The sequence below is a fragment of the Providencia sp. R33 genome, from assembly GCF_019343475.1.
In the GTDB taxonomy this organism is placed as follows: Bacteria; Pseudomonadota; Gammaproteobacteria; order Enterobacterales; family Enterobacteriaceae; genus Providencia.
Window position 1 is genome coordinate 1,283,367 of the sequence record NZ_CP072453.1, and the last position, 20,605, is coordinate 1,303,971.

The 20,605-nt window shown below is 40.6% G+C and carries 21 protein-coding genes; 15 read left to right on the forward strand and 6 right to left on the reverse strand.

From position 1 onward, the window contains the following. Positions 1–181 precede the first annotated feature (181 nt). The 3 genes from yobA to J6836_RS05990 all read left to right on the forward strand — a co-directional run bounded on the left by yobA (position 182) and on the right by J6836_RS05990 (position 1,879). On the forward strand, positions 182–568 hold the full coding sequence (yobA, locus tag J6836_RS05980) for a CopC domain-containing protein YobA (RefSeq protein WP_219247669.1): 387 nt from the start codon (positions 182–184) through the stop codon (positions 566–568). Position 569: 1 nt separating this feature from the next. Next, positions 570–1,466: a copper homeostasis membrane protein CopD gene (gene copD, locus J6836_RS05985; protein WP_219247670.1), complete on the forward strand. Its 897-nt coding sequence runs from the start codon at positions 570–572 to the stop codon at positions 1,464–1,466. A gap of 65 nt (positions 1,467–1,531) precedes the next feature. Then, positions 1,532–1,879: a DUF2511 domain-containing protein gene (locus tag J6836_RS05990; protein ID WP_219247673.1), complete on the forward strand. Its 348-nt coding sequence runs from the start codon at positions 1,532–1,534 to the stop codon at positions 1,877–1,879. Positions 1,880–2,303: 424 nt separating this feature from the next. Here the strand turns inward: J6836_RS05990 and J6836_RS05995 are convergent, their stop codons facing one another. From J6836_RS05995 to yebS, 3 genes are all read right to left on the reverse strand, one after another. After that, complete coding sequence (locus J6836_RS05995) at positions 2,304–2,537, reverse strand: DUF1480 family protein (RefSeq protein WP_206086170.1); 234 nt, start codon at positions 2,535–2,537, stop codon at positions 2,304–2,306. A 146-nt stretch (positions 2,538–2,683) separates the two neighbouring features. Continuing rightward, entirely contained in the window at positions 2,684–5,023 is a 2,340-nt protein-coding gene (locus J6836_RS06000) for a PqiB family protein (RefSeq protein ID WP_219247675.1), read from the reverse strand. Further along, positions 4,998–6,224 (reverse strand): membrane integrity lipid transport subunit YebS, encoded by a 1,227-nt coding sequence (gene yebS / locus J6836_RS06005; RefSeq protein WP_219247677.1) that lies wholly within the window; start codon positions 6,222–6,224, stop codon positions 4,998–5,000. Before yebS ends, J6836_RS06000 begins: the two co-directional genes overlap by 26 nt. Before the next feature lie 133 nt (positions 6,225–6,357). On the opposite strand from yebS, the gene J6836_RS06010 reads away from it, so the two are divergent. The 7 genes from J6836_RS06010 (at position 6,358) to J6836_RS06040 (ending at position 12,746) form a co-directional block, all read left to right on the forward strand. After that, positions 6,358–6,840, forward strand: coding sequence for a GAF domain-containing protein (locus J6836_RS06010; protein WP_219247678.1), 483 nt, complete (start codon positions 6,358–6,360; stop codon positions 6,838–6,840). A 110-nt stretch (positions 6,841–6,950) separates the two neighbouring features. Further along, positions 6,951–7,640 (forward strand): RNA chaperone ProQ, encoded by a 690-nt coding sequence (gene proQ, locus J6836_RS06015; protein WP_219247681.1) that lies wholly within the window; start codon positions 6,951–6,953, stop codon positions 7,638–7,640. 19 nt (positions 7,641–7,659) lie between these two features. Next, positions 7,660–9,702 (forward strand): carboxy terminal-processing peptidase, encoded by a 2,043-nt coding sequence (prc, locus tag J6836_RS06020; RefSeq protein WP_219247683.1) that lies wholly within the window; start codon positions 7,660–7,662, stop codon positions 9,700–9,702. Positions 9,703–9,898: 196 nt separating this feature from the next. After that, positions 9,899–10,630 carry a cell envelope biogenesis protein TolA gene (locus J6836_RS06025; RefSeq protein WP_219247685.1) on the forward strand — a complete coding sequence of 244 codons (732 nt, stop codon included), beginning with the start codon at positions 9,899–9,901 and terminating at the stop codon, positions 10,628–10,630. A 417-nt stretch (positions 10,631–11,047) separates the two neighbouring features. Further along, positions 11,048–11,929 carry a protease HtpX gene (gene htpX / locus J6836_RS06030; protein WP_206086163.1) on the forward strand — a complete coding sequence of 294 codons (882 nt, stop codon included), beginning with the start codon at positions 11,048–11,050 and terminating at the stop codon, positions 11,927–11,929. Positions 11,930–11,987: 58 nt separating this feature from the next. Next, the gene (locus J6836_RS06035; RefSeq protein WP_219247687.1) at positions 11,988–12,296 is read left to right on the forward strand and encodes a DUF7677 family protein; all 309 of its coding nucleotides are present in this window, start codon (positions 11,988–11,990) and stop codon (positions 12,294–12,296) included. Between the two features lie 168 nt (positions 12,297–12,464). Further along, on the forward strand, positions 12,465–12,746 hold the full coding sequence (locus tag J6836_RS06040; protein ID WP_255586336.1) for a hypothetical protein: 282 nt from the start codon (positions 12,465–12,467) through the stop codon (positions 12,744–12,746). A 176-nt stretch (positions 12,747–12,922) separates the two neighbouring features. Here the strand turns inward: J6836_RS06040 and J6836_RS06045 are convergent, their stop codons facing one another. Further along, complete coding sequence (locus J6836_RS06045; protein WP_219247689.1) at positions 12,923–13,144, reverse strand: DUF2594 family protein; 222 nt, start codon at positions 13,142–13,144, stop codon at positions 12,923–12,925. A 405-nt stretch (positions 13,145–13,549) separates the two neighbouring features. Here J6836_RS06045 and J6836_RS06050 point away from each other — a divergent pair, with 405 nt between their 5' ends. The 3 genes from J6836_RS06050 to J6836_RS06060 all read left to right on the forward strand — a co-directional run bounded on the left by J6836_RS06050 (position 13,550) and on the right by J6836_RS06060 (position 15,534). After that, positions 13,550–14,743: a sugar transporter gene (locus tag J6836_RS06050; RefSeq protein ID WP_219247690.1), complete on the forward strand. Its 1,194-nt coding sequence runs from the start codon at positions 13,550–13,552 to the stop codon at positions 14,741–14,743. 119 nt (positions 14,744–14,862) lie between these two features. Further along, the gene (locus tag J6836_RS06055; protein ID WP_219247692.1) at positions 14,863–15,195 is read left to right on the forward strand and encodes a DMT family transporter; all 333 of its coding nucleotides are present in this window, start codon (positions 14,863–14,865) and stop codon (positions 15,193–15,195) included. Between the two features lie 39 nt (positions 15,196–15,234). Beyond that, entirely contained in the window at positions 15,235–15,534 is a 300-nt protein-coding gene (locus J6836_RS06060) for a DUF333 domain-containing protein (protein WP_219247695.1), read from the forward strand. 73 nt (positions 15,535–15,607) lie between these two features. On the opposite strand, the gene dsbB is transcribed toward J6836_RS06060, so the two are convergent. Next, positions 15,608–16,129 (reverse strand): disulfide bond formation protein DsbB, encoded by a 522-nt coding sequence (dsbB, locus tag J6836_RS06065; protein ID WP_219247697.1) that lies wholly within the window; start codon positions 16,127–16,129, stop codon positions 15,608–15,610. Between the two features lie 156 nt (positions 16,130–16,285). Next, the gene (nhaB, locus tag J6836_RS06070) at positions 16,286–17,833 is read right to left on the reverse strand and encodes a sodium/proton antiporter NhaB (protein ID WP_219247699.1); all 1,548 of its coding nucleotides are present in this window, start codon (positions 17,831–17,833) and stop codon (positions 16,286–16,288) included. A gap of 220 nt (positions 17,834–18,053) precedes the next feature. On the opposite strand from nhaB, the gene fadR reads away from it, so the two are divergent. Beyond that, entirely contained in the window at positions 18,054–18,770 is a 717-nt protein-coding gene (gene fadR / locus J6836_RS06075; RefSeq protein WP_047756875.1) for a fatty acid metabolism transcriptional regulator FadR, read from the forward strand. Positions 18,771–19,254: 484 nt separating this feature from the next. Then, a complete protein-coding gene (locus J6836_RS06080; RefSeq protein WP_219247700.1) occupies positions 19,255–20,556 on the forward strand; it encodes a D-amino acid dehydrogenase in 1,302 nt (433 codons plus the stop codon). The last annotated feature ends 49 nt before the right edge of the window (positions 20,557–20,605 follow it).

A 20,605-nucleotide genomic window follows, 5' to 3' on the forward strand; every position in this document is an offset into this window, starting at 1 on the left:
ACCCTAATAGGCTTATGGACAAAAGTGGTTAATTTCAATGTTCATAAGCCTTTTTCTTTTCATTTTGTGTGAATACTCACAGGATGAGTCCTTAAATCCCGTTTTTAAGCGGCACAAACCATTTTTTTCCGTATAATGATTGGCAAATATTCTAAATTCACCTGCAAATTAAGAGGTTACTATGCCAATTACCCATATTAAATCTTCATGGCGCAAATTAAGTGCGATTGCCGTTCTATTCTTAGGAATGTCTTTCCAACAAGCTTTTGCCCATGCTCATTTAAAAGACCAACTTCCAGCGGAAGGCGCTGCGGTTGAGCAAACACCTGAGTCAATCACGCTAAATTTCTCTGAAGGCATCGAAGTTAACTTTACGAAGGTGTCTATTATTGGCCCTGAAAAAAATATTATCAAAACAGGGAAAGCCACATTAGACCCTAACAATGATACTAAAGTGATTGTGCCTGTTGAAGATAAACTGACGTCAGGCAAATACGATGTTAACTGGAGTGTTGTTTCAGTTGATGGTCATAAAACCAAAGGGACCTATAGCTTTACAGTGAAATAATATGTCACTTGAAGCGTTTTATACCTTAATTCGTTTTATTCATTTTATCGCTGCAATATTGATGTGTGGAATGTCAATATTTGCGGCGTTGCTCAGTTGTGGGCAATTTAGCTATTTGATTAGTCGTTATTTAAATAAAGGTATTAACTTCTGTGCTGTTGTGACCATTGTGACCGTTTTGGGCTGGATGTTAGCACAAGCGGGTTTAATGGGGGATGGCTGGGAGGACGCGACGGATTGGGATATTTGGCAGGGTGTACTCGGGACATCATTTGGCCAAATTTGGCGCTGGGAGCTACTATTCTCGGTGATTTTATTGGTGGTTTTGTTTGTTAAATCTATCAAGATCCGCCTGTACCTTATTTTAATTCTATCTATTATTCTTCTTGGGTTACACGCACTCATCGGCCATGCAGCGATGCAAGATGGCCTTGTTGGTGCGCTTCATCGCTTTAATCAATTTGTTCATCTTATTAGTTCAGCCTATTGGTTTGGGGGTTTGTGGCCATTTTTAATCTGTATACAGTTTTTACGTAATAAACGTGAACTTGTCGCAGGAATGGATGCGCAAATTATTAAGACAATGAAGCGGTTCTCGCGTTATGGGCACGTTGCAGTCGTTTTGGTGGTCATCACTGGTGTTATTAGCGCAATAAGCATCTTACCACAATGGCCGATGGCCTATTCCGGTTCAGAATATCAATCGCTGCTTTGGTTTAAGATTGTATTGGTCATGGGAATGATGATGCTGGCATCAATTAATCGCTATTATATCGTGCCAAGGATCAAGCAAAAAGGGCAAGTCAATTATCTTATCATCAATAGTTGGGTCGAATTATTGCTTGGAACAATGGCAATTTTAGCGGTAGCCATTTTTGCCACGTATCAACCTGTGTAGCAAAACCATTCTATTTATTTGATAATAGCGAACTATTATCGCATTCGTTTAACAAGGTCATTTCAATGAAATCTAAACTCATTATTTGCTTATTATTGGTTGGCGGAACAATTAGCGCGGCTGTTGCAGCCCCTTTAACATCCGTTAGTAAAAAACAATTTGGTGATGATTGGCCATTTACACGTGAAGAGGTGATGTTAGAGTGTCGCAGTAATGGGGCGCTGGTGGTGATCAACCCAGCGACGTTAATGCAGTATCCATTAAATGATATCGCAGCAACCCAAATGAATAATAAAGAAATTAAAGGCCAACCAATCGATGTATTACTGAAACCGATTGAGACCACAAAAAGTGTTGAAGAACGTGTTTTGCCTTTGAAAGAAGCTGCTGCGAAATTATGTGACACTAAGTAGGCCTTTTTATAGCGGTTTTATCATTGCAAAAAAGAGAAAAGGAAAAAACATCGATTATTTAAAAGGGTGTTATATATCAAATAGATAATTGATTGAAAGGTTTTATTGATTGCTTACATAGGTACAACCTATTGAACAAATAGTTCAATATTAGAAAATTAAACAATAAATTGTGTTAATAATATGTAAAATAATTGATAATTAATGTGGTAAGAACGTGCATTGAAAGCTAGTATTAAGGTGTACTTTGTTACGTCTCAATGGCAATTTTAGCGCACGGCTCTGCCAGAGCCATTTCCCAAGGCCCGGTAATCGGAATCTACCAGGCCTCTTTTTTTGCCTATCATTTTGCTTTCGCACATATTGACCCATCAATAATAAGCCAATCATCTTTGTATCGACCACTTGATTACTGAATAAAAGACTAAGCAACTTTCATAACCCAATGATGATTTTCTTTGTCATAACGGTGGCGATATAACAACACAGGTTTTTCATCAATTGTTGCAGGGATACTCGTGTGTTCATCCCAACCGTCTAACTGCATACAAAAATCGGTATCAGAATCACAGGGGATACTTACTGTATCGCTTTTATGGGTCTCCATAACGGCATCATTGATTTCATAGGAAGATATTTTCAATTTAACTATACACATAATTACACCTCATTGATTGATTTTAGCTGTGCAAATTCAGTCCAACGAAATTAAGCATAGTATAAATGGAATCTATTTCCAAAATAAATTTTAATGAATAAAAAGAAAAAGGTGCATTGTCATGTTAACAAGCACCTTTGTAGAGGTTATTTTTTGGGAATGGCCGTTCCCCATTCCAAATAATCGCTAGGCGGCTCTAATTTCAGAATGAAGTGCTGTTCAGGCTTAGCGTTAGGGGCTAATGGCACTGTTGGCGGGGTTGCGAACACAATACCACCTCGAATGAATTGCTTAAATGTCCCACTTTTTACAACACCACCCGTTAAACCAAAGGAAAGATTGAAGCCAGAAGATAACCAAAATTGGGTATTATCACGCACCAAATATTGGTATTCTTTACCAATACGGGTAGCAACATAAACGCGATCGGAAAGCTCTCCCAAATATAAGCCTGTCACTACACCAACTTCTAATCCTCTAAATAAAAGTGGTGTTCCTACTTGGATAGCGCCCGCATCAGTCGCATCAAGGTAAACTGTCAGCCCATCTAAATAACGCGAATCAGTAATATTGGCGGCTTGCAATTCAAATTGGTAACGGTTTTTATTACTGCGGCCAGGTTCGGCACTAATGTAAGGTTGGAGCAAGCTATCTAAATTGTTTAAGCCAGCAGGGGATAATTCAGGTGTGACAACGGCAAAACGGCTACCTAATTTGGTAAATGTGTTTACGTAATCAGGATAGAGGATTGCTTTGGCCTGCACTTCCCGTTTATCCGCAGAGAGCTTTAAGGATTCAATCTGGCCGATATTAATACCTAAATAACGAATTGGCATCCCCTCAGAAAGCTTAGAAGCATCAAAAGTGGTTAATGTGACAACGCTGCCTATGGCTTTTGCAGCGGTTTCGTTGGGATACAATGTATGCTGACGAGCTTTGTTGACCGTGGAACTATCAAAGTTATCAAAGCTAATTGCACCACTAATTGCTCGGCTGAGCGGGGCAGCCTGAACGGTTAAGCCATTGCTGTTGAGTTCTACTTTTGCACCGCCTTCGGCCCAGAAAACGCTGTTATCTGTGAGGAGATGACGGTATTCGCTGGAAATATTGACATCAATGGCAAATCCCGATTTTGTCGGCTTAATGGCAATAATTTTTCCAACAGAAAATTGACGATAAAGCACCACTGAGCCTGTTTGGATGTCGGGTAGTGTTGCTGCGTTGAGTGTAATTGTTGTTGGTGGTGAAACACCAATAATACCCGCTTTGGCATTTTCGTCACTGCGATAGAGTGGGAATGTTACAGGGAGTTTTTCTTGACTACTACCTGCAATTAAATGAACCCCGCCATCAAGCCACTCCTGTGGTGTCGCTCCTTGAAACTGAAGGCCATTTAACCCTAATTGAACATCAACGCGGCTATTCGCCACAAACTTGCTATCTGCACGGACTAAATGGCGATATTCATCATAAATCGCAATATTGAAGTCAACTTTATCGGCATTCAAGTGACGCTGTAACACTTCGCCAATTTGAATACCTCGATAAACAATGGGCTGCCCTTGATTGACACCAAAAGTGTCATGAGCCCATAAGGTTAAATTCAGTGGTGATTCAGCATTTTGCTTTGCTTCATTAGCCATATCGGCACTACTTTGCAAAACAAACGATTGACCTTCTTCAGCCTGTGGGCTGTTTTCTGGGGAGTCAAATGCAACCGCACCATTAATCACCGCAGAAAGGCTTTCCATTTTGATATTTGCGCCAGACCTTAGGTCGAAGCTGCCTTGTAAACCAGAAACATTCCAGAACTGACTGTCTTTGCGAACTAAATTTGCATAGCGTTTTTGTACGATAGCGGAGATGGATACGCCTCGGTCATCAGGTAAAACGGTATAGCCTGAAATATGACCAACGGGGACTTTGCGATAATAAATAGGCGAGTTTTCATTTAATGAACCTAAATCAGAGGCAGCAAGGTGTATGAGCAGCTCTCCTTGGTCAATATTTTGCTGCGGAGGTGTGTCTTGTGCGACAAAAGAAAACTGTTCAGAACCCGTGCTTGGCAACATGCCAATATAGTTCCCGCCGACAAGCGCATCTAATCCCGAAACACCAGCAAGTGAGGCTTTGGGTGTAACCAGCCAAAACTTAGTTCCTGAATTCAATGCTGAGCGCATATCTTTGTTGATACTGGCAGTGACGATGATATTTTTCATATCTTTACTGATTGCTACCGATTGAACTAAACCCACTTCAACACCTTGGTAACGAATAGGGGTACGATTCGCCACCACACCGGGGGCTGAAGTAAATTCAATGGTAATATCTGTGCCACGCTCGACCCAATGCTGGAATAACAACCACCCTGCAATAAAGATAGCAACTAAGGGGAGCAACCAAAAAGGCGAAATACGCGCACGTCGGCGTTGTATGGCTTCTACAACATCATCAGAAGGTTCATTTTGTGGGTTTTGTTTTTCCATAAGAATCCCAAATTAAACGGCTGTCTAACCATTCAACGGCTAAAATCGTTAGAATCACGGCGGTGCCAAAATAAAGCGCGGCAGGCCCCATGGTAAAGGACATTAGTTGTTCCCGGTTAACGAGTGTCATCATTAATGCGATAACAAACAAATCTAACATTGACCAACGGCCAATCCATGAAACAAACTTCAGTAGTTTCATGCGTAAGACTGGGTCAGTTTTGCTATTAAGATGAATCGAAAATAGCAACAAAATCATGATAATAATTTTAATAAACGGGACTAAAATACTGGCAATAAAAACAATAAGTGCAATTGGCCAGTTACCCGAATCTATTAGGGTAACGACCCCCGAGTAGATTGTGTCCTCTAGCCGTTGCCCATTTAAATAAAAAGTAGAAATGGGCATTAGGTTAGCAGGAAACAGCAATACCATGGCAGCAATCAGTGCGGCCCACGTTTTTTGTAAGCTATAAGGATCCCGATATTGCACTGGGCGATGGCAACGCTGGCATTTACCGTGTTTATTTGGCGGGGCAGTATAATGGCAGGCTGTGCAGGTAATTGCATCTGCTTGCGAACCTTTTTCTTCGATGGGATAAAAGGTTTTCCATAGCACATCAAGGTTCATGTGGATGAGGATCAACAGACTCAAAACAGACATTGTGATAAATGCAACCAAGCCATGGCCGATAAATACACTGGCATAATCTTGCATTTTAATAGCGGCGATACCCAGTGCAATTAGGTAAACATCGAGCATAACCCATTCTTTAATATGGCTTAAAACCAATAAAATAGGCCTAAGGTTTAACCCGATTTTTTGGCCAATCAGTAACGACAAAATTAATATAGGCAGCAGTAAAGGGGCGGCAATTGCACAAAAAGCCACTATACTGGCAGTTATGGGGTCACCTTGCTGATTAATTAATCGAATACCATCTATAACGTTGGCATTGATTTGGCTGCCTAATAGGTGAATCGATATCAGTGGCTGCCAAAATGCAATGGGTGCAAGCATTAGCAGCGTGATGGCAAGAATAGACAGTCGGCTTAATGACCATGAGCGACCATCATTGAGTTGAGAGGTACACCGTGGGCAAATAATCACCTGCCGCGGGCTAAATGGCGGCGTATAAATTTTTTGATTGCAGTGACTACAACGTTGCAAAATCAAGTCAGTATGATTAATGTGATTCATATTTGCTCATTTTAGGGTTTTGCCTAGATGTAATCTAGTGTAAAAAAATTTACCTCAAAGTGACAACTTGGTAACCTTAGCATTACTCTTACATATGTGTATTTTAATTACTTGATTATTACTAGAAATAATTATGGATAAAAAGAAGTATTATCTCGAACTTTCAGATAATCTCTCTGCATTATTGGCGGGAGAATATGATTTAATTGCAACCTTGGCAAATACCAGTGCGTTATTATATGAACGTTTAGATGGAGTGAACTGGGTTGGCTTTTACTTGAGCAATGGGCAAGAACTTGTTTTAGGTCCATTCCAAGGAAAAGTTGCATGTGTTCGAATTCCATTCGGTAAAGGGGTCTGCGGTACAGCATTTAGTGAAAACCAAGTTCAGCGTGTTGAAGATGTTCATGCTTTTCCTGGTCATATCGCTTGTGACGCTGCTAGTAATGCTGAAATTGTCTTTCCGCTAGTGGTAAATGGTCAAAATATCGGGGTTTTAGATGTCGACAGCCCAAATATTAGCCAATTCGACCAAGAAGATGAAAAAGGGTTACAACACCTTGTAAACCAGTTGTGTCAACATCTGGCAATGTGTTCTATGCCAAAATATTACTAAATATTGGGCTGTAAAATTAATAGTAACGTGGCAATTGTCAGCAACACGATTATAATGTCGGCTTGTTCATGCCCGTGAGGTTGGCAAAATCGTTGTTATCAGGAAATTTCATGGAAAATCAACCTAAGTTGAATAGTAGTAAAGAAGTTATCGCATTTCTAGCAGAGCGTTTTCCACGCTGTTTTATCGCTGAAGGCGAAGCACGTCCGTTAAAAGTCGGAATTTTTCAAGATATCGTAGGGTGTTTGACAGACGAAGATGGTATTAGCAAAACGCAATTGCGTTCTGCGTTACGCATGTATACTTCAAGCTGGCGCTACCTTTACGGTGTTAAAGAAGGCGCAAAACGCGTTGACCTAAATGGCGAAGATTGCGGTGAGCTAGATGCTGAGCACATTGCTCATGCTCGTCAGCAATTAACTGAGGCGAAAGCGCGAGTTCAAGCACAACGTGCCGAACAAAAAACGCAAAAACGCCCAGCAGCGAAAAAAGTGGGTGACAAACCTGCTCGTAACCCAGATGCTGCTAAAGACAAAGCACCACGTCGTCGCCCATCAGACAATAAAGAACGCCCGCAAAATACATCAGCGAAAACTCCACGTCGTAACAACCCAGCACCTGAGCAAAATCTGAAATCAGTCACTGATATCAATGCACTTACAATAGGTCAAACTTTGAAAGTGAAAGTCGGTAGCAGCTTGATGGACGCCTCTGTGTTGGAAATTGCGAAAGACGGTGTTAGGGTTCAATTGCCAACTGGACTGGCAATGATTGTACGCGCGGAACATTTAAAGTTCTGATACGGAGGTCAATCAGGTCATGAACAAACTTCTTAAAGTTGCATTTGTCGTTAGTCTGGCGACTTTCGGCAGTGCAATCGCTAATACTCAAGCGGTGGCTCCGGTCACTGCTGCTCAGTTACCTGTCTTAAAACAGAGCGCACAGCACGGCACAGTCAGTGAAAGGGTGACCTCACGGTTTACGCGTTCACATTACCGCCAATTTGATTTAGACAAAGCGTTTTCTGGGAAAATATTTGACCGTTATCTTAACATGTTAGATTTCGGTCATAATGTTTTACTTCAATCCGATGTTGACCAATATGCCAAAGATAAAGGAAAAGTAGGTCAATGGCTTGAAGATGGCAAATTAGATACGTTTTATGACCTGTATAACCTGTCTCAGGAAAGACGTTTCGAACGTTTTAAATATGCATTAGCGCGTTTAGAACAACCGATTGATTTAAATGCGACGGATTCGATTGAAGTTGACCGTTCAAAATCGCCTTGGCCGAAAGACAAGCAAGAGCTTGACCATCTTTGGGATCAAAAAGTGCGTTATGATTGGTTAAACTTAAAGCTTTCAGGCAAAGATGACAAAGAAATCAAAGAGAAGCTCACTAAGCGCTATAATTTTGCGCTACGTCGCTTAACCCAAGCGCAAAGTGAAGATGTTTTTCAGTTGATTGTGAACTCATTTGCCCGTGAAATCGATCCGCACACTAGTTATCTTTCTCCTCGTAATACAGAACAGTTTAATTCTGAAATGAGCCTTTCATTAGAAGGGATTGGTGCTGTTTTACAGCAAGATGACGAAAATACGGTGATCAACTCACTGGTTGCTGGCGGCCCAGCGGCTAAGAGCAAAGAGTTGAAAGTCGGTGATAAAATTATCGGTGTTGGTCAAACGGGCAAACCGATTGTTGATGTTGTAGGTTGGCGTCTGGATGATGTTGTTGCGTTGATCAAAGGGCCAAAAGGTAGCCAAGTTCGTTTGGAAGTCGTTTCTGATACTAAAGGGGCGAAGCCACATATCGTTACCATAGTTCGGGAGCAGATCCGACTGGAAGATCGTGCAGTAAAACTGACGATTAAACAACAAGGTAAAGACAAGGTTGCTGTGCTGGATATCCCTGGTTTTTACGTGGGTCTAACCAATGACGTGAAAACTCAACTGCAGAACATGGCGAAAGACAATGTTTCGGCGTTAATCATTGACCTTCGTGGCAATGGTGGTGGGGCACTCACAGAAGCTGTTTCATTATCAGGCTTGTTTATTCCAAAAGGGCCAATTGTTCAAGTTCGTGATAACAATGGTCAAGTACGCCAAGATGTCGATGATGATGATGTGATTTACTATAAAGGGCCATTGGTCGTTTTAGTGGATCGTTTCAGTGCATCTGCGTCTGAAATCTTTGCCGCTGCAATGCAAGATTATGGTCGTGCTTTAATTGTGGGCGAACCAACCTTTGGTAAAGGCACTGTTCAACAACACCGCAGTTTAAGTCGTGTTTATGATCAAATGCTGAAACCAGAATGGCCATCATTAGGTTCTGTGCAGTATACCATTCAGAAGTTTTATCGTGTGAACGGTGGCAGTACGCAGCGTGAAGGGGTAACCCCTGATGTGGTGATGCCAACGGGGCAAGATCCTGCTGAAACAGGTGAAAGCTTTGAAGATAATGCGTTGCCGTGGGATAGCATTCCTGCTGCGAATTACAGCAAAGTTGGTGATATTTCACCTGATTTGTCAGCCATTAAAACTAAACACCTCGATAGAATCAGTCAGGATCGTGAATTCAATTATATCGATGAAGATATCGCGCGCTATAAAGTGAGTAAAGAAAGTAAAAATCTGATTTCATTAAATTATGCAGAGCGTAAGAAAGAAGATGATGAAATCGAAGCGACGAAACTAAAACGAATAAATGAACGTAATGCAAAAGAAGGTAAACCACTCCTCAAGAAGTTGGATGATTTACCAAAGGATTACGAAGCACCAGACCCATACTTGGATGAAACTGTGAAGATGGCGGTTGATTTGTCAAAACAAAGCACCAAAATGCTATCAGGTAACCAGTAGTTCTAAATTCATGTAAAGCCAGCGAAAGCTGGCTTTTTTTTGCACTAAAAATTCTATCTTATACTTTTTTACGCGTTTTACGTCAGAACAAAAATATTATTGAAATTAACGTAATATCCTAATTATGGATTTTCTTTACCTTTGCTTAATTTATCCTAAACTTTTGGTGTAGCTCCCTTAAACATGAGGCAATACCATGCGTAAATTACTTTTAGGATTAATAGCTGTTAGTGTCATGATGGTTTCTGCGGTCAACAGCGCGAGTGCAAGAAATTACCCGTGCTCGGGCAGTAAAGGTGGGATAGACCGCTGTGAAGATGGCAAATTTATTTGTAACGATGGTTCGACCAGCCGTTCAGAGCAAGTGTGTACCATTGAATTAAAAAACGATATAAACAGCAAAGCGGGCGCAGCTGGTGCTGTAATTGGTGCGGGAGTGGCGAAACAATCCAGCAAACCTTCTGTATCTGATTCAATTAAATCGACAGGGGACAAAGCAAGCAAAACTGTGAGTGAAAAAGCGACAAAAGCGTCAGATAGCGCAAAAACAGTCAAAGAGAAAGCCTCCAAAGCCGCAGATAAAGATGTTGTGAAGGAAACAAAGGAAAAAGCGTCCAAAGCAGCGGATAAAGAATCTGCAAAAGCAGTAAAAGAAAAAGCGTCTAAAGCGGCGGATAAAGATGTCGTGAAAGAGACAAAAGAAAAAGTTTCAAAAGCCGCAGATAAAAAAGATGCAGTGAAAGAAACAAAAGAAAAGGCAAGCAAAGCAGCAGATAAAGAAAAAGCAGTAAAAGAAAAAGCGACTAAGGCAACAGACAAAGAACCGTCTAAAGCCGCTAAAGAAAAAGCCACCAAAGCAGCTGATAAAGAATCAGCTAAAGCAACAAAAGAAAAAGCGGCAAAAGTCGCTAAAGAGAAAACTAATTAAGGCACGTGTTTTTTCGCTATTTTCCTATTATATTGTGATGATAATGCCACCGCTGTGTGGCATTATTTTTTGTAAACGAAATCCTAACTATTGCTTATCAGGCTAAGAAAGTGATCAAAAGAGCTGATAAATACATTATTAAGAATCATACCCTTCAAAAATTAGCTTTCTCGATTCAACTAAAAATAAGTTTAAATTGAAATGGTTATGAATTGACCCTTTTAAAACAAATATTTAAAATTTGGACTTTCAATGAAAAGAGCGGTAATGGGACGTTTCCCTCTTTTTTAGTCTCACAGTGTAAAGTTATGTTATTTTTTACTGTTTTCGTGTTAATTGACTTGAAATAGTGTGAAAAAACCTTATTTATAAAGTAAATTCTACGTGATCTTAGTTTTTACCAAGGAATGCAAAAAAATGATGAGAATTGCTTTATTCTTGCTCACGAACTTAGCAGTAATGTTTGTGTTTGGAATAATTTTGAGTTTAACCGGTATTCGCGGAAGTAGCGTTCAAGGCTTGCTGATTATGGCGGGCTTGTTTGGTTTCGGCGGTGCTTTTATTTCATTGCTGATGTCTAAATGGATGGCACTGAAATCGGTGGGTGGTGAAGTTATTGAAAACCCACGTAACCAAACTGAACAGTGGCTAATGACGACGGTTCAGCGCCAAGCGCAGCAAGTGGGCATTCAAATGCCTCAAGTGGCGATTTACCATGCGCCTGATATTAATGCTTTTGCAACAGGGGCTCGTCGTGATGCATCTCTAGTTGCAGTGAGCACCGGGTTACTTGAAAATATGAGCCGCGATGAAGCTGAAGCGGTTATTGCTCATGAAATCAGTCATATCGCTAATGGTGATATGGTGACAATGACGTTACTGCAAGGTGTTGTGAATACCTTTGTTATCTTTATTTCTCGTATCATTGCCCAATTAGCGGCAGGCTTTATGTCAAACAATGATAACGAAAGTGAAAGTAGCAACGGTAACCCAATGGTTTATTTTGCAGTTTCTATGGTGCTGGAAATTGTATTCGGTATTTTAGCGAGCATTATTACCATGTGGTTCTCTCGCTATCGTGAATTCCATGCTGATGCAGGCTCTGCAAAATTAGTTGGGCGCGAAAAAATGATCGCGGCACTGCAAAGACTGAAAACCAGTTATGAGCCGCAAGAGGAAGGGCGTTTGATGGCATTTTGTATTAACGGACGTGGTAAAGCATTCAGTGAGTTATTCCTGTCTCACCCGCCGTTAGACAAACGAATTGAAGCACTTCGCTCAGGCGAATATTTGAAATAGTACAGAAAGCCACTTCATTTGAAGTGGCTTTTTTTATGGAATAATTATAGGGATAGCAATGAGACTTTCATCGAGTGTCAGTGGTGCACTGAGAACTTTCGCGTATTTTATGACTAGTGGTAGCCACTACATGTTAAGTGATGTTGATTATGTCGAACTATGCGCTGACAACCCCAGTTTAGTTGAGCAAGTGTATGCCATCTTAATCAATACCCTAGAACTTGATGAAAATGGGGATGTCACTAACTTCAAGCACGCGCAAAAACGCGCAACAGACTATATTCGTTGGTATGACGACCATTCATATGTTATTGACCCGCCATATGAGGATTGGGAAACTGAGCTGTATTGCATACCCGCTAATTAAAACGAGAATATAAATTTTTAGAAAATCAGCTAAAACTGACTCGTCATTTATTTTTATCACGTAAAAATACCTATTTATTTGATAGCGAGCCATTAATATCTTCCATAATAAGCTATATTAATTCTAACTATGGATAATTTAGCATGTGTTTAATTTTATATGGGAGCAATGATGGACATTCTTGTTAGAACAATACTTTTCGGTAATTCATTTCAAACTGCGCCTAACCCTGCACGGCTTGTCCCCATAAAATTTGAAATTTACCAATCAGATCAAGGGTTTTATCATCGGATATACAAAGAAGTTGGGATGTCAGGTGCAAATTTAGGACAAGTGTTTCGCGTTTGGGCTTTTGAAGAGCAAAAAAGTTGGGATAAGCAAACGAAGAACACAACATTAGATGAGTATGCTAATTATTGTAATGACTTGTATACGCAAGCAGGGCAATAATTAAAGGCAAAAAAAAGCCCCCTTCATAGGGTTTTGAAGGGGGAGCTAAATGAATAAAGAATGGTTTAATTCGTAAATAAAGATAGATGATTTTGATAACAAAAACTTAGTTATTTGTGCAGTTAATCCATTCTTGAATACTTTTGTGCTTTAAATAGCATTTATCGCTAAATAATCTATTGGCGATAGCCTGTTTTAATTTGTTCTAAGATGCTTGTATAAGTTTCTGCTTGTTTTTCGTCTTCCATTTGAGCAACTTCACGTTGCATTTTGATCAAAATCTTACCTGCATCAGCTTGGCCAATTGCTTTAAGCATATGGGTGACCAAATTTTTTAAGCATGTTACTTCATCGGCAAGTGCGTGGACATCAGGCTCAGTAGGAAAATGGGTTTTCATTAAATCGATCCTTTAAGATAAAAAGTAATTTTATGGATTGTAGCATAGAAAAAATAATATGTGCTTTCAGATAAATAAGATGCATGTAATCGAATATAAAGCATGCAAATTATGATGTATTTGATTAATTCTTTGGAAACGTTGGCAAGATTTTTGTCGTGATATTTTTTTAGAGAGGTTTGATATTGGGCTTTAGTGCTTGATGTTGATTATCAATATCAAGAGCGAGCTTTAAAATAGCCAAATAGTTGTGATACAATTCACAAAAATACGGCGTATAGAACAATAAAACACCGCTTAATCGTTTCAGTCTGGTTCTAAACATATATTTCCCATATGCCATCGTCATAAGTCGGTAACTGATTTGTGTCATTCGCTTATGGAAAACTGAAGGCAAGATAAATAATGACACAAGTATCAAGAAAAACCGCTTGGATCCGCGTTTTAGCGCTAGCGGTTGCTGCATTCGTTTTTAATACAACAGAGTTCGTCCCTGTTGCATTATTAAGTGATATTGCGGCCAGTTTTGACATGACGGTAGCGCATACAGGGTTGATGATCACCATATATGCGTGGGTGGTGGCGTTGATGTCATTACCATTAATGTTATTAACCAGTAAAATAGAACGTCGTAAGTTACTGGGCTTCTTGTTTGTTATTTTTATTATTAGTCATATTGTTACGGGCTTTGCGTGGAACTTTGACGTGCTGATTATTGGGCGTGTGGGTGTTGCGCTGTCTCATGCGGTCTTCTGGTCGATTACGGCTTCTTTGGCTATTCGTGTTGCACCCGCAGGTAAGAAGGCTCAAGCGCTAGGCCTGTTAGCAACGGGGACTGCATTAGCCACTGTTTTAGGGCTGCCAATTGGTCGCGTTATTGGGCAGTTTTTAGGCTGGCGAGTGACTTTCTTGTGTATTGGTGTCGTGGCGCTATTCACAATGATTGCACTGATCCGTTTTTTACCTCGCTTACCAAGTGAACATTCAGGTTCATTGAAAAGTCTCCCTGTGTTATTTAAACGCCCTGCGCTAGTTGGGATGTTCGCACTGACGGTGTTAGTGGTGACAGCACACTTTGCTGCCTATAGCTATATTGAGCCCTTTGTTCGTGATGTAGCACATCAAAGCCAAAACTTTGCCACCGTATTGCTGCTGATTTTTGGCGCGGCAGGTATTATTGGTAGCGTTATTTTTAGCCGCTATAGTACAAAACTATCATTAATATTCTTGCCATCAGCGATAGCTTTAATGACGCTATGCCTGTTGTTGCTATTGCCTATGGGAGGCAATGCCTGGTCATTGATCACCTTGTCTGTGTTCTGGGGAATTGCGATGATGTGCATTAGTTTAGGTATGCAGGTGAAAGTGATTGATTTGGCACCGGATGCAACGGACTTAGCAATGGCTATCTTCTCGGGTATCTTTAATATTGGGATCGGTGGCGGGGCGTTGCTAGGTAACCAAGTGATTGTGCATATGGGGATGACGCGAATTGGTTACGTGGGCGCGGTTATTGGCGTAATAGCATTTATTTTGTGTCTCTATTTATTCAGACGTTATAGCCAAACATTGAGTGATAAGCTGGCCCCAGTCACGTAACATTAATATGCTAACTAAATAGATTGTTAAATAAGCTCTGTAGCGCTTTTAAAGCATGCAGAGCTTTTTTCTGTTTTATTGCTATATTTTATCTTTTAATACAACAATCAGGATCACTAATGAAAGGTCTGAGTTTTCTCTTGATGTCTATTATTGCCGAGGTGATTGCAACTACCACGTTAAAAGCCTCCGATGGTTTTAGCCGTTTTTGGCCATCTTTAATTGTCATTATTGGCTATGGTGTTTCTTTCTGGGGGTTATCGCAGGTAGTGAAAGTGATGCCGCTAGGGATAGCCTATGCTATCTGGTCTGGTTTAGGGATTGTATTAGTTTCAGTGGCTGCAATTTTTATTTATAACCAAAAACTCGATTTACCTGCAATTATTGGTATGCTATTAATTATAGTTGGTGTTTTAGTAATCAATTTATTTTCAAAAAGTAGCACGCATTAAGTGCAAGGGATGACAGCGGTTTTATAGGAGAGAAAGAGCATGGGGCGAAAGGTCAGCCAGTTATTAAAACCTGTGATGGCAGTTGCTGTGGCGGGTGTAATGTCAGTGATGTTATCGGCTTGTGGAAGCTCAGAAGTGAATAAAACCGTTGATAACTCTGCAGTTCAGTATGCAAAGCAAGTGGTTAATTTAGGACCTGGGATCCAAGAGGCTTGTGTTTCTGCGGGGGGATTACCTGCGTTAACACTTGAATTAAATGGCGATAAAACGGCAGTTTGCCAATTTGCCAATGGTAGACGTTGTGCCGCAAATGCGATACAAAGTGGTGCCTGTATTTAATATTTATTCCAGCATTATAAAAGAAAAGCCCCTTCAATTAGGGGCTTTTTGCATTTAGTGAATTCGTTTGTGATTAAAATGACTTTTTAGCAGGGAAAAATTGGCTAATTAACACAATAACTGCCACTAAAATATAAGCAGCAAAAATACCAATCAACCACTGCGGCATATCAAGGCCTAAAAATGCCCACTGCCTAACTGAGCAGTCACCCGTTGCTTCGAACATCGCAGGCACCCATTCTTGTAATGGCAACCAATCTGGGAAGTTGACAAAGAAATCACAAGAAGCAAATGGAGAAGGGTAAAGTTGCAGCATGGTATGTTCCCATGCAAGATCTAAACCACGCCATGCAGCGTAAATCCAAACAACAATAGCTACCCAGCGGATAATGACATTTCGGGGGGCGATCGCACCAATTAAGCCTGCAAACATAACACCTAGCAATGCAACGCGTTCATAAATACACATTACACAAGGTTGTAGCTTCATAACATGTTGAAAATATAATGCCGCACACTCTAACATAAAGGCTGTAAAGGCCATCAATAGCCATGCGCCTCGTCCTTGTGAGCAGTAGTTAAAAAATCGGAACATACTTGAGATATCCTAATTGAGTGATGCGCACATTTTGCCCCTATCTGCCTGATAAAAAAAGCGCCTAAAGCAAAATAAATGCCATTTCGAGTTAGGTTTTACCTAACATTACAATCAGGCGCTGATAAAACGCCTGATTGATGTTGAGTATAATCCCTATCCAAACGTAATCAAACCGATGGATTCCATCCAATAAGTTACTGGTACGAGCCAGTATTCAACACCTAATAAGCCCACAATGGTCATGACAATAGTATAAGGCAGAGCCATCCAAACCATGCGACCATATGATAAACGAATCAATGGCGAGAGTGCGGAGGTTAGTAAGAATAAGAATGCCGCTTGCCCATTCGGTGTTGCAACGGATGGGAGGTTTGTCCCTGTATTGATAGCAACCGCAAGGAATTGGTATTGCTCTGGTGAAACAAGCCCTTCGTTTGCCGCTTTCATGGCTTCAGTGATATATACAGTGCCTACAAAGACGTTATCAGAGACCGCGGATAATAACCCGTTAAACAGGTAAAATAGTGATGGCTGAGAAGATTCAGATGACTGTAATACAAACTGGATAAAAGGCGTGAATAACTGTTGGTCAATAATCACGGCTACGATACTGAAAAAGACCGTTAATAATGCAGTGAATGGGAGTGCTTCTTCAAACGCTTTACCCAGTGCGTGTTCTTCAGTAATACCACAAAATGCAGTGGCTAATACAATCACGGATAAACCGATAAGCCCAACTTCAGCCAAGTGGAACGCTAAGGCGACTATTAGCCAAATACCAATTAACCCTTGTACCCATAACTGTGCTTGTTCCTTTTTCGTGCGCTTTGCTGTCATTTTTTTGTCATGGTCGGTTAAAATTTGGCGAACACTATCTGGCAGTTCGGCACCATAACCAAACAATTTGAATTTTTCGACGAGAAAACAAACGATTAAACCACATAGAAAAACTGGGATTGTGACTGGTGCCATACGTATGTAGAATGTGATGAAATCCCAATTAACATGCTTTGCGATGATTAAATTTTGCGGCTCACCGACCATGGTCATCACGCCACCCAGTGCCGTACCAATCCCTGCATGCATCATTAAGCTACGTAAAAATGCACGGAATTGCTCTAACGTTTGTTTTTTCTCGCAGCTATCGATAAACCCATCATTTTGCAGGTCAATATCACTGTGCTGATTTGAGGCATACTGGTGATAAATAGAATAGAAACCAATTGAAACGCTGATCACGACAGCTATAACGGTTAACGCATCTAAAAAAGCAGACAAAAACGCACTTGCTAAGCAAAAAGCTAATGACAGAATTCGTTTAGAACGGACGTTTATCAGTAATTTGGTAAAAACAAATAACAAAAGCTGCTTCATGAAGTAGATGCCTGCGACCATAAAGATCAGCAGTAAAACCACTTCAAGGTTGTTACTAATTTCATGGGAAATCTGCGCAGGGCTTGTCATGCCAATAAGCACTGCTTCGATAGCGAGTAAGCCACCGGGTTGCAATGGGTAGCACTTTAATGCCATTGCGAGTGTGAATATAAATTCAATCACCAATAGCCATCCCGCGACAAATGGGCTGGCAAAATAGAAAACAATTGGGTTGATTATCAGGAATATAATAATGGCAAGTTTGTACCAATCGGGGGAATTACCCAGAAAGTTTTTCAAAAATGCACTTTTTAAACTAAAATCCATTATGGTTCGTTATCCTCTTATTGGATGTTATTTCACGTTCCACAACATACTACTCTTATCTTTTAAGAATTTTAAGTCTATTTGCTAATTGATAATGTATGAATTATATGGAAATTCTATGATTTGCTTCACTCTTTATTTTGAGTCTAACTATATCAGAAGACGACAATCTGGTATGCTTTCCCCAATATCCGTTTAAAAGGTTTGGAATAATAAAAATATGGTTATTAAAGCTCAAAGCCCGGCAGGTTTTGCGGAAGAGTACATTATTGAAAGTATATGGAACAACCGTTTCCCACCAGGTTCAATCTTGCCCGCTGAGCGCGAACTGTCTGAGTTAATTGGTGTAACACGCACTACCTTACGTGAGGTGTTACAGCGTCTGGCTCGTGATGGTTGGTTAACCATCCAACATGGTAAGCCAACTAAGGTGAATAACTATTGGGAAACGTCGGGGTTAAATATTTTAGAAACACTCGCCCGATTAGATCACGATAGAGTTCCACAACTGATTGATAATTTACTGGCGGTACGGACAAATATTGCCGCGATTTTTATCCGAACAGCATTTCGGAACAACCCAGAAAAGTCTTTAGAAGTATTAGCGGGCAGAGAAAAAGTGGAAGACAATTCAGATGCATTTAGCGATTTGGATTATAACATTTTCCGTGGCCTTGCTTTCGCGTCAGGTAACCCAATTTATGGGTTGATTATTAATGGGTTAAGAGGTTTATACACGCGCGTTGGCCGGTATTACTTTTCCAACCCTGAAGCAAGGCGTTTAGCGTTAAGCTTTTATCAGCAATTGAGTCACCTGTGCCGTGAGCAAGCTTATGACCGTATTATGGAGTGTGTGCGTAATTACGGTAAGGAAAGTGGCCTAATTTGGCACTCCATGCAAGGCAATATGCCATCTGATTTAGCGCATATCCGCTAATTAAAGTTTCAATGCTTAAAGCCAGCATTCAACGATGATTGCTGGCTTTTTTATTGCGAGTCATTCTAAGTCTCTCGTTTTATCAGCTCTTACTGATAATGTGCGATATAACAATCGACATAAAGTGTTTAATAAAGCAATAAACTGTTAATTTTGTATTTTGCAATATATAATATCATGAAGATAAGGTTTGGTGAATGTAGATGTAATCAAGAGTAAGTTCTAGTTATTTGATAGATTCTACTAAAAAACATCACGTTAACTTCCTAGATTGTTTTTGTTTTAATGTAATTAATTGATAAATAAGGTTTAAATAAAAACATTCAATTGTACCCATCAGAATAAAAATCTATTTTGTAAATATATTGTGACAATAATTGAATTTTTTATCTGAATTGTTAAAAGTGTTAATTCACTGCATTGGCAAAAGAATACTAGAATATTATTCTAATGAATAAATCATCATTTTGCGGCTGAGGGCTCTATGAAAATTCTAGTGTTAGGTGCGGGTGTTATTGGTGTGACAACAGCATGGTATTTGGCGCAAGAGGGCCATGAAGTCATTGTTGTGGATAGGCAACACGATGTTGCTGAAGAAACCAGTGCAGGTAATGCAGGGCAAGTTTCACCCGGGTATGCAACGCCATGGGGTGCCCCAGGAATTCCCTTGAAAGCCGTGAAGTGGATGTTTGAAAAGCATGCACCACTGGCGATCCGCCCAGATGGGTCGTTGTTCCAGCTGCGTTGGATGTGGCAAATGCTCAAAAATTGTGATATCCAGCATTACGCAATGAACAAAAGCCGAATGGTTCGTATTGCTGAATATAGCCGCGACTGCATGCGTGAACTTAGACATGATATCGGAATTCATTATGAGGAGCGCCAAGGGGGTACGCTGCAACTGTTTCGCACTGCAAAGCAATTTGATAATGCTGCGAACGATATCGCTGTGTTACAACAAGAGGGTGTGCCGTATGAGCTATTAACCTCTGACGAATTGGTGAAAGCGGAGCCTGCGCTCGAATTTGTGAAGCACAAATTAACAGGTGGATTGCGTTTACCGAATGATGAAACGGGTGACTGCCAGCAATTCACCAAGAAGTTGGCGCAGATGGCAAGAAATGCAGGGGTAAAATTCCAATTTGGTGTGCAAGTTGAACACATCTTAACGCAAGGGCAGCGTGTGAGTGGTGTACTTATTGATGGCCAAATTCTGCAAGCGGACCGATATGTGGTTGCTATGGGGTCTTATTCCACAGCAATATTGCAAAAACTGGTTAAAATCCCTGTCTACCCACTTAAAGGCTACTCGTTGACGATGCCAATTATTGACCCCAAAAGAGCACCAGCCTCCACCATTTTAGATGAAACCTATAAAATTGCAGTGACACGCTTTGATGAACGCATACGTGTCGGCGGGATGGCAGAAGTGGTCGGTTTTAATTTAGAGGTTCTGAAAAAACGCTGTGAAACACTGAAAATGGTGGTACAAGATTTGTATCAAGGTGGTGGCGATATTGCTCAAGCGCAATTTTGGACAGGTCTCAGACCAATGACACCGGATGGTACACCCATTGTCGGGCCAACCGCGTATAGCAACTTGTATTTGAATACGGGGCACGGCACATTAGGTTGGACGATGGCATGCGGTGCGGGCAAATTGCTGGCAGATTTAATTTCAGGAAATACACCTGATATTGCCTCTGATGATTTATCAGTATCACGGTATTTAGATGGGTTTAATACGAAATTAGTGGCAGGTGGGCATTTGAACCCCGCGCGTTAATTTATTTAGGTTAGATAATCAATGTGCTGACATAAAAATAGACATGTAT

What these genes read in the sequence shown, in the direction of transcription:
- J6836_RS06050 (WP_219247690.1), top strand. Translation starts at nt 13,550, where the DNA reads ATGACACAAGTATCAAGAAAAACCGCTTGGATCCGCGTTTTAGCGCTA.
- J6836_RS06010 (WP_219247678.1), top strand. Translation starts at nt 6,358, where the DNA reads ATGGATAAAAAGAAGTATTATCTCGAACTTTCAGATAATCTCTCTGCA.
- prc (WP_219247683.1), top strand. Translation starts at nt 7,660, where the DNA reads ATGAACAAACTTCTTAAAGTTGCATTTGTCGTTAGTCTGGCGACTTTC.
- J6836_RS06040 (WP_255586336.1), top strand. Translation starts at nt 12,465, where the DNA reads ATGATGGACATTCTTGTTAGAACAATACTTTTCGGTAATTCATTTCAA.
- J6836_RS06035 (WP_219247687.1), top strand. Translation starts at nt 11,988, where the DNA reads ATGAGACTTTCATCGAGTGTCAGTGGTGCACTGAGAACTTTCGCGTAT.
- proQ (WP_219247681.1), top strand. Translation starts at nt 6,951, where the DNA reads ATGGAAAATCAACCTAAGTTGAATAGTAGTAAAGAAGTTATCGCATTT.
- nhaB (WP_219247699.1), bottom strand. Translation starts at nt 17,833, where the DNA reads ATGGATTTTAGTTTAAAAAGTGCATTTTTGAAAAACTTTCTGGGTAAT.
- J6836_RS05990 (WP_219247673.1), top strand. Translation starts at nt 1,532, where the DNA reads ATGAAATCTAAACTCATTATTTGCTTATTATTGGTTGGCGGAACAATT.
- htpX (WP_206086163.1), top strand. Translation starts at nt 11,048, where the DNA reads ATGATGAGAATTGCTTTATTCTTGCTCACGAACTTAGCAGTAATGTTT.
- fadR (WP_047756875.1), top strand. Translation starts at nt 18,054, where the DNA reads ATGGTTATTAAAGCTCAAAGCCCGGCAGGTTTTGCGGAAGAGTACATT.
- J6836_RS05995 (WP_206086170.1), bottom strand. Translation starts at nt 2,537, where the DNA reads ATGTGTATAGTTAAATTGAAAATATCTTCCTATGAAATCAATGATGCC.
- yebS (WP_219247677.1), bottom strand. Translation starts at nt 6,224, where the DNA reads ATGAATCACATTAATCATACTGACTTGATTTTGCAACGTTGTAGTCAC.
- copD (WP_219247670.1), top strand. Translation starts at nt 570, where the DNA reads ATGTCACTTGAAGCGTTTTATACCTTAATTCGTTTTATTCATTTTATC.
- J6836_RS06000 (WP_219247675.1), bottom strand. Translation starts at nt 5,023, where the DNA reads ATGGAAAAACAAAACCCACAAAATGAACCTTCTGATGATGTTGTAGAA.
- J6836_RS06060 (WP_219247695.1), top strand. Translation starts at nt 15,235, where the DNA reads ATGGGGCGAAAGGTCAGCCAGTTATTAAAACCTGTGATGGCAGTTGCT.
- dsbB (WP_219247697.1), bottom strand. Translation starts at nt 16,129, where the DNA reads ATGTTCCGATTTTTTAACTACTGCTCACAAGGACGAGGCGCATGGCTA.
- J6836_RS06025 (WP_219247685.1), top strand. Translation starts at nt 9,899, where the DNA reads ATGCGTAAATTACTTTTAGGATTAATAGCTGTTAGTGTCATGATGGTT.
- J6836_RS06055 (WP_219247692.1), top strand. Translation starts at nt 14,863, where the DNA reads ATGAAAGGTCTGAGTTTTCTCTTGATGTCTATTATTGCCGAGGTGATT.
- J6836_RS06045 (WP_219247689.1), bottom strand. Translation starts at nt 13,144, where the DNA reads ATGAAAACCCATTTTCCTACTGAGCCTGATGTCCACGCACTTGCCGAT.
- J6836_RS06080 (WP_219247700.1), top strand. Translation starts at nt 19,255, where the DNA reads ATGAAAATTCTAGTGTTAGGTGCGGGTGTTATTGGTGTGACAACAGCA.
- yobA (WP_219247669.1), top strand. Translation starts at nt 182, where the DNA reads ATGCCAATTACCCATATTAAATCTTCATGGCGCAAATTAAGTGCGATT.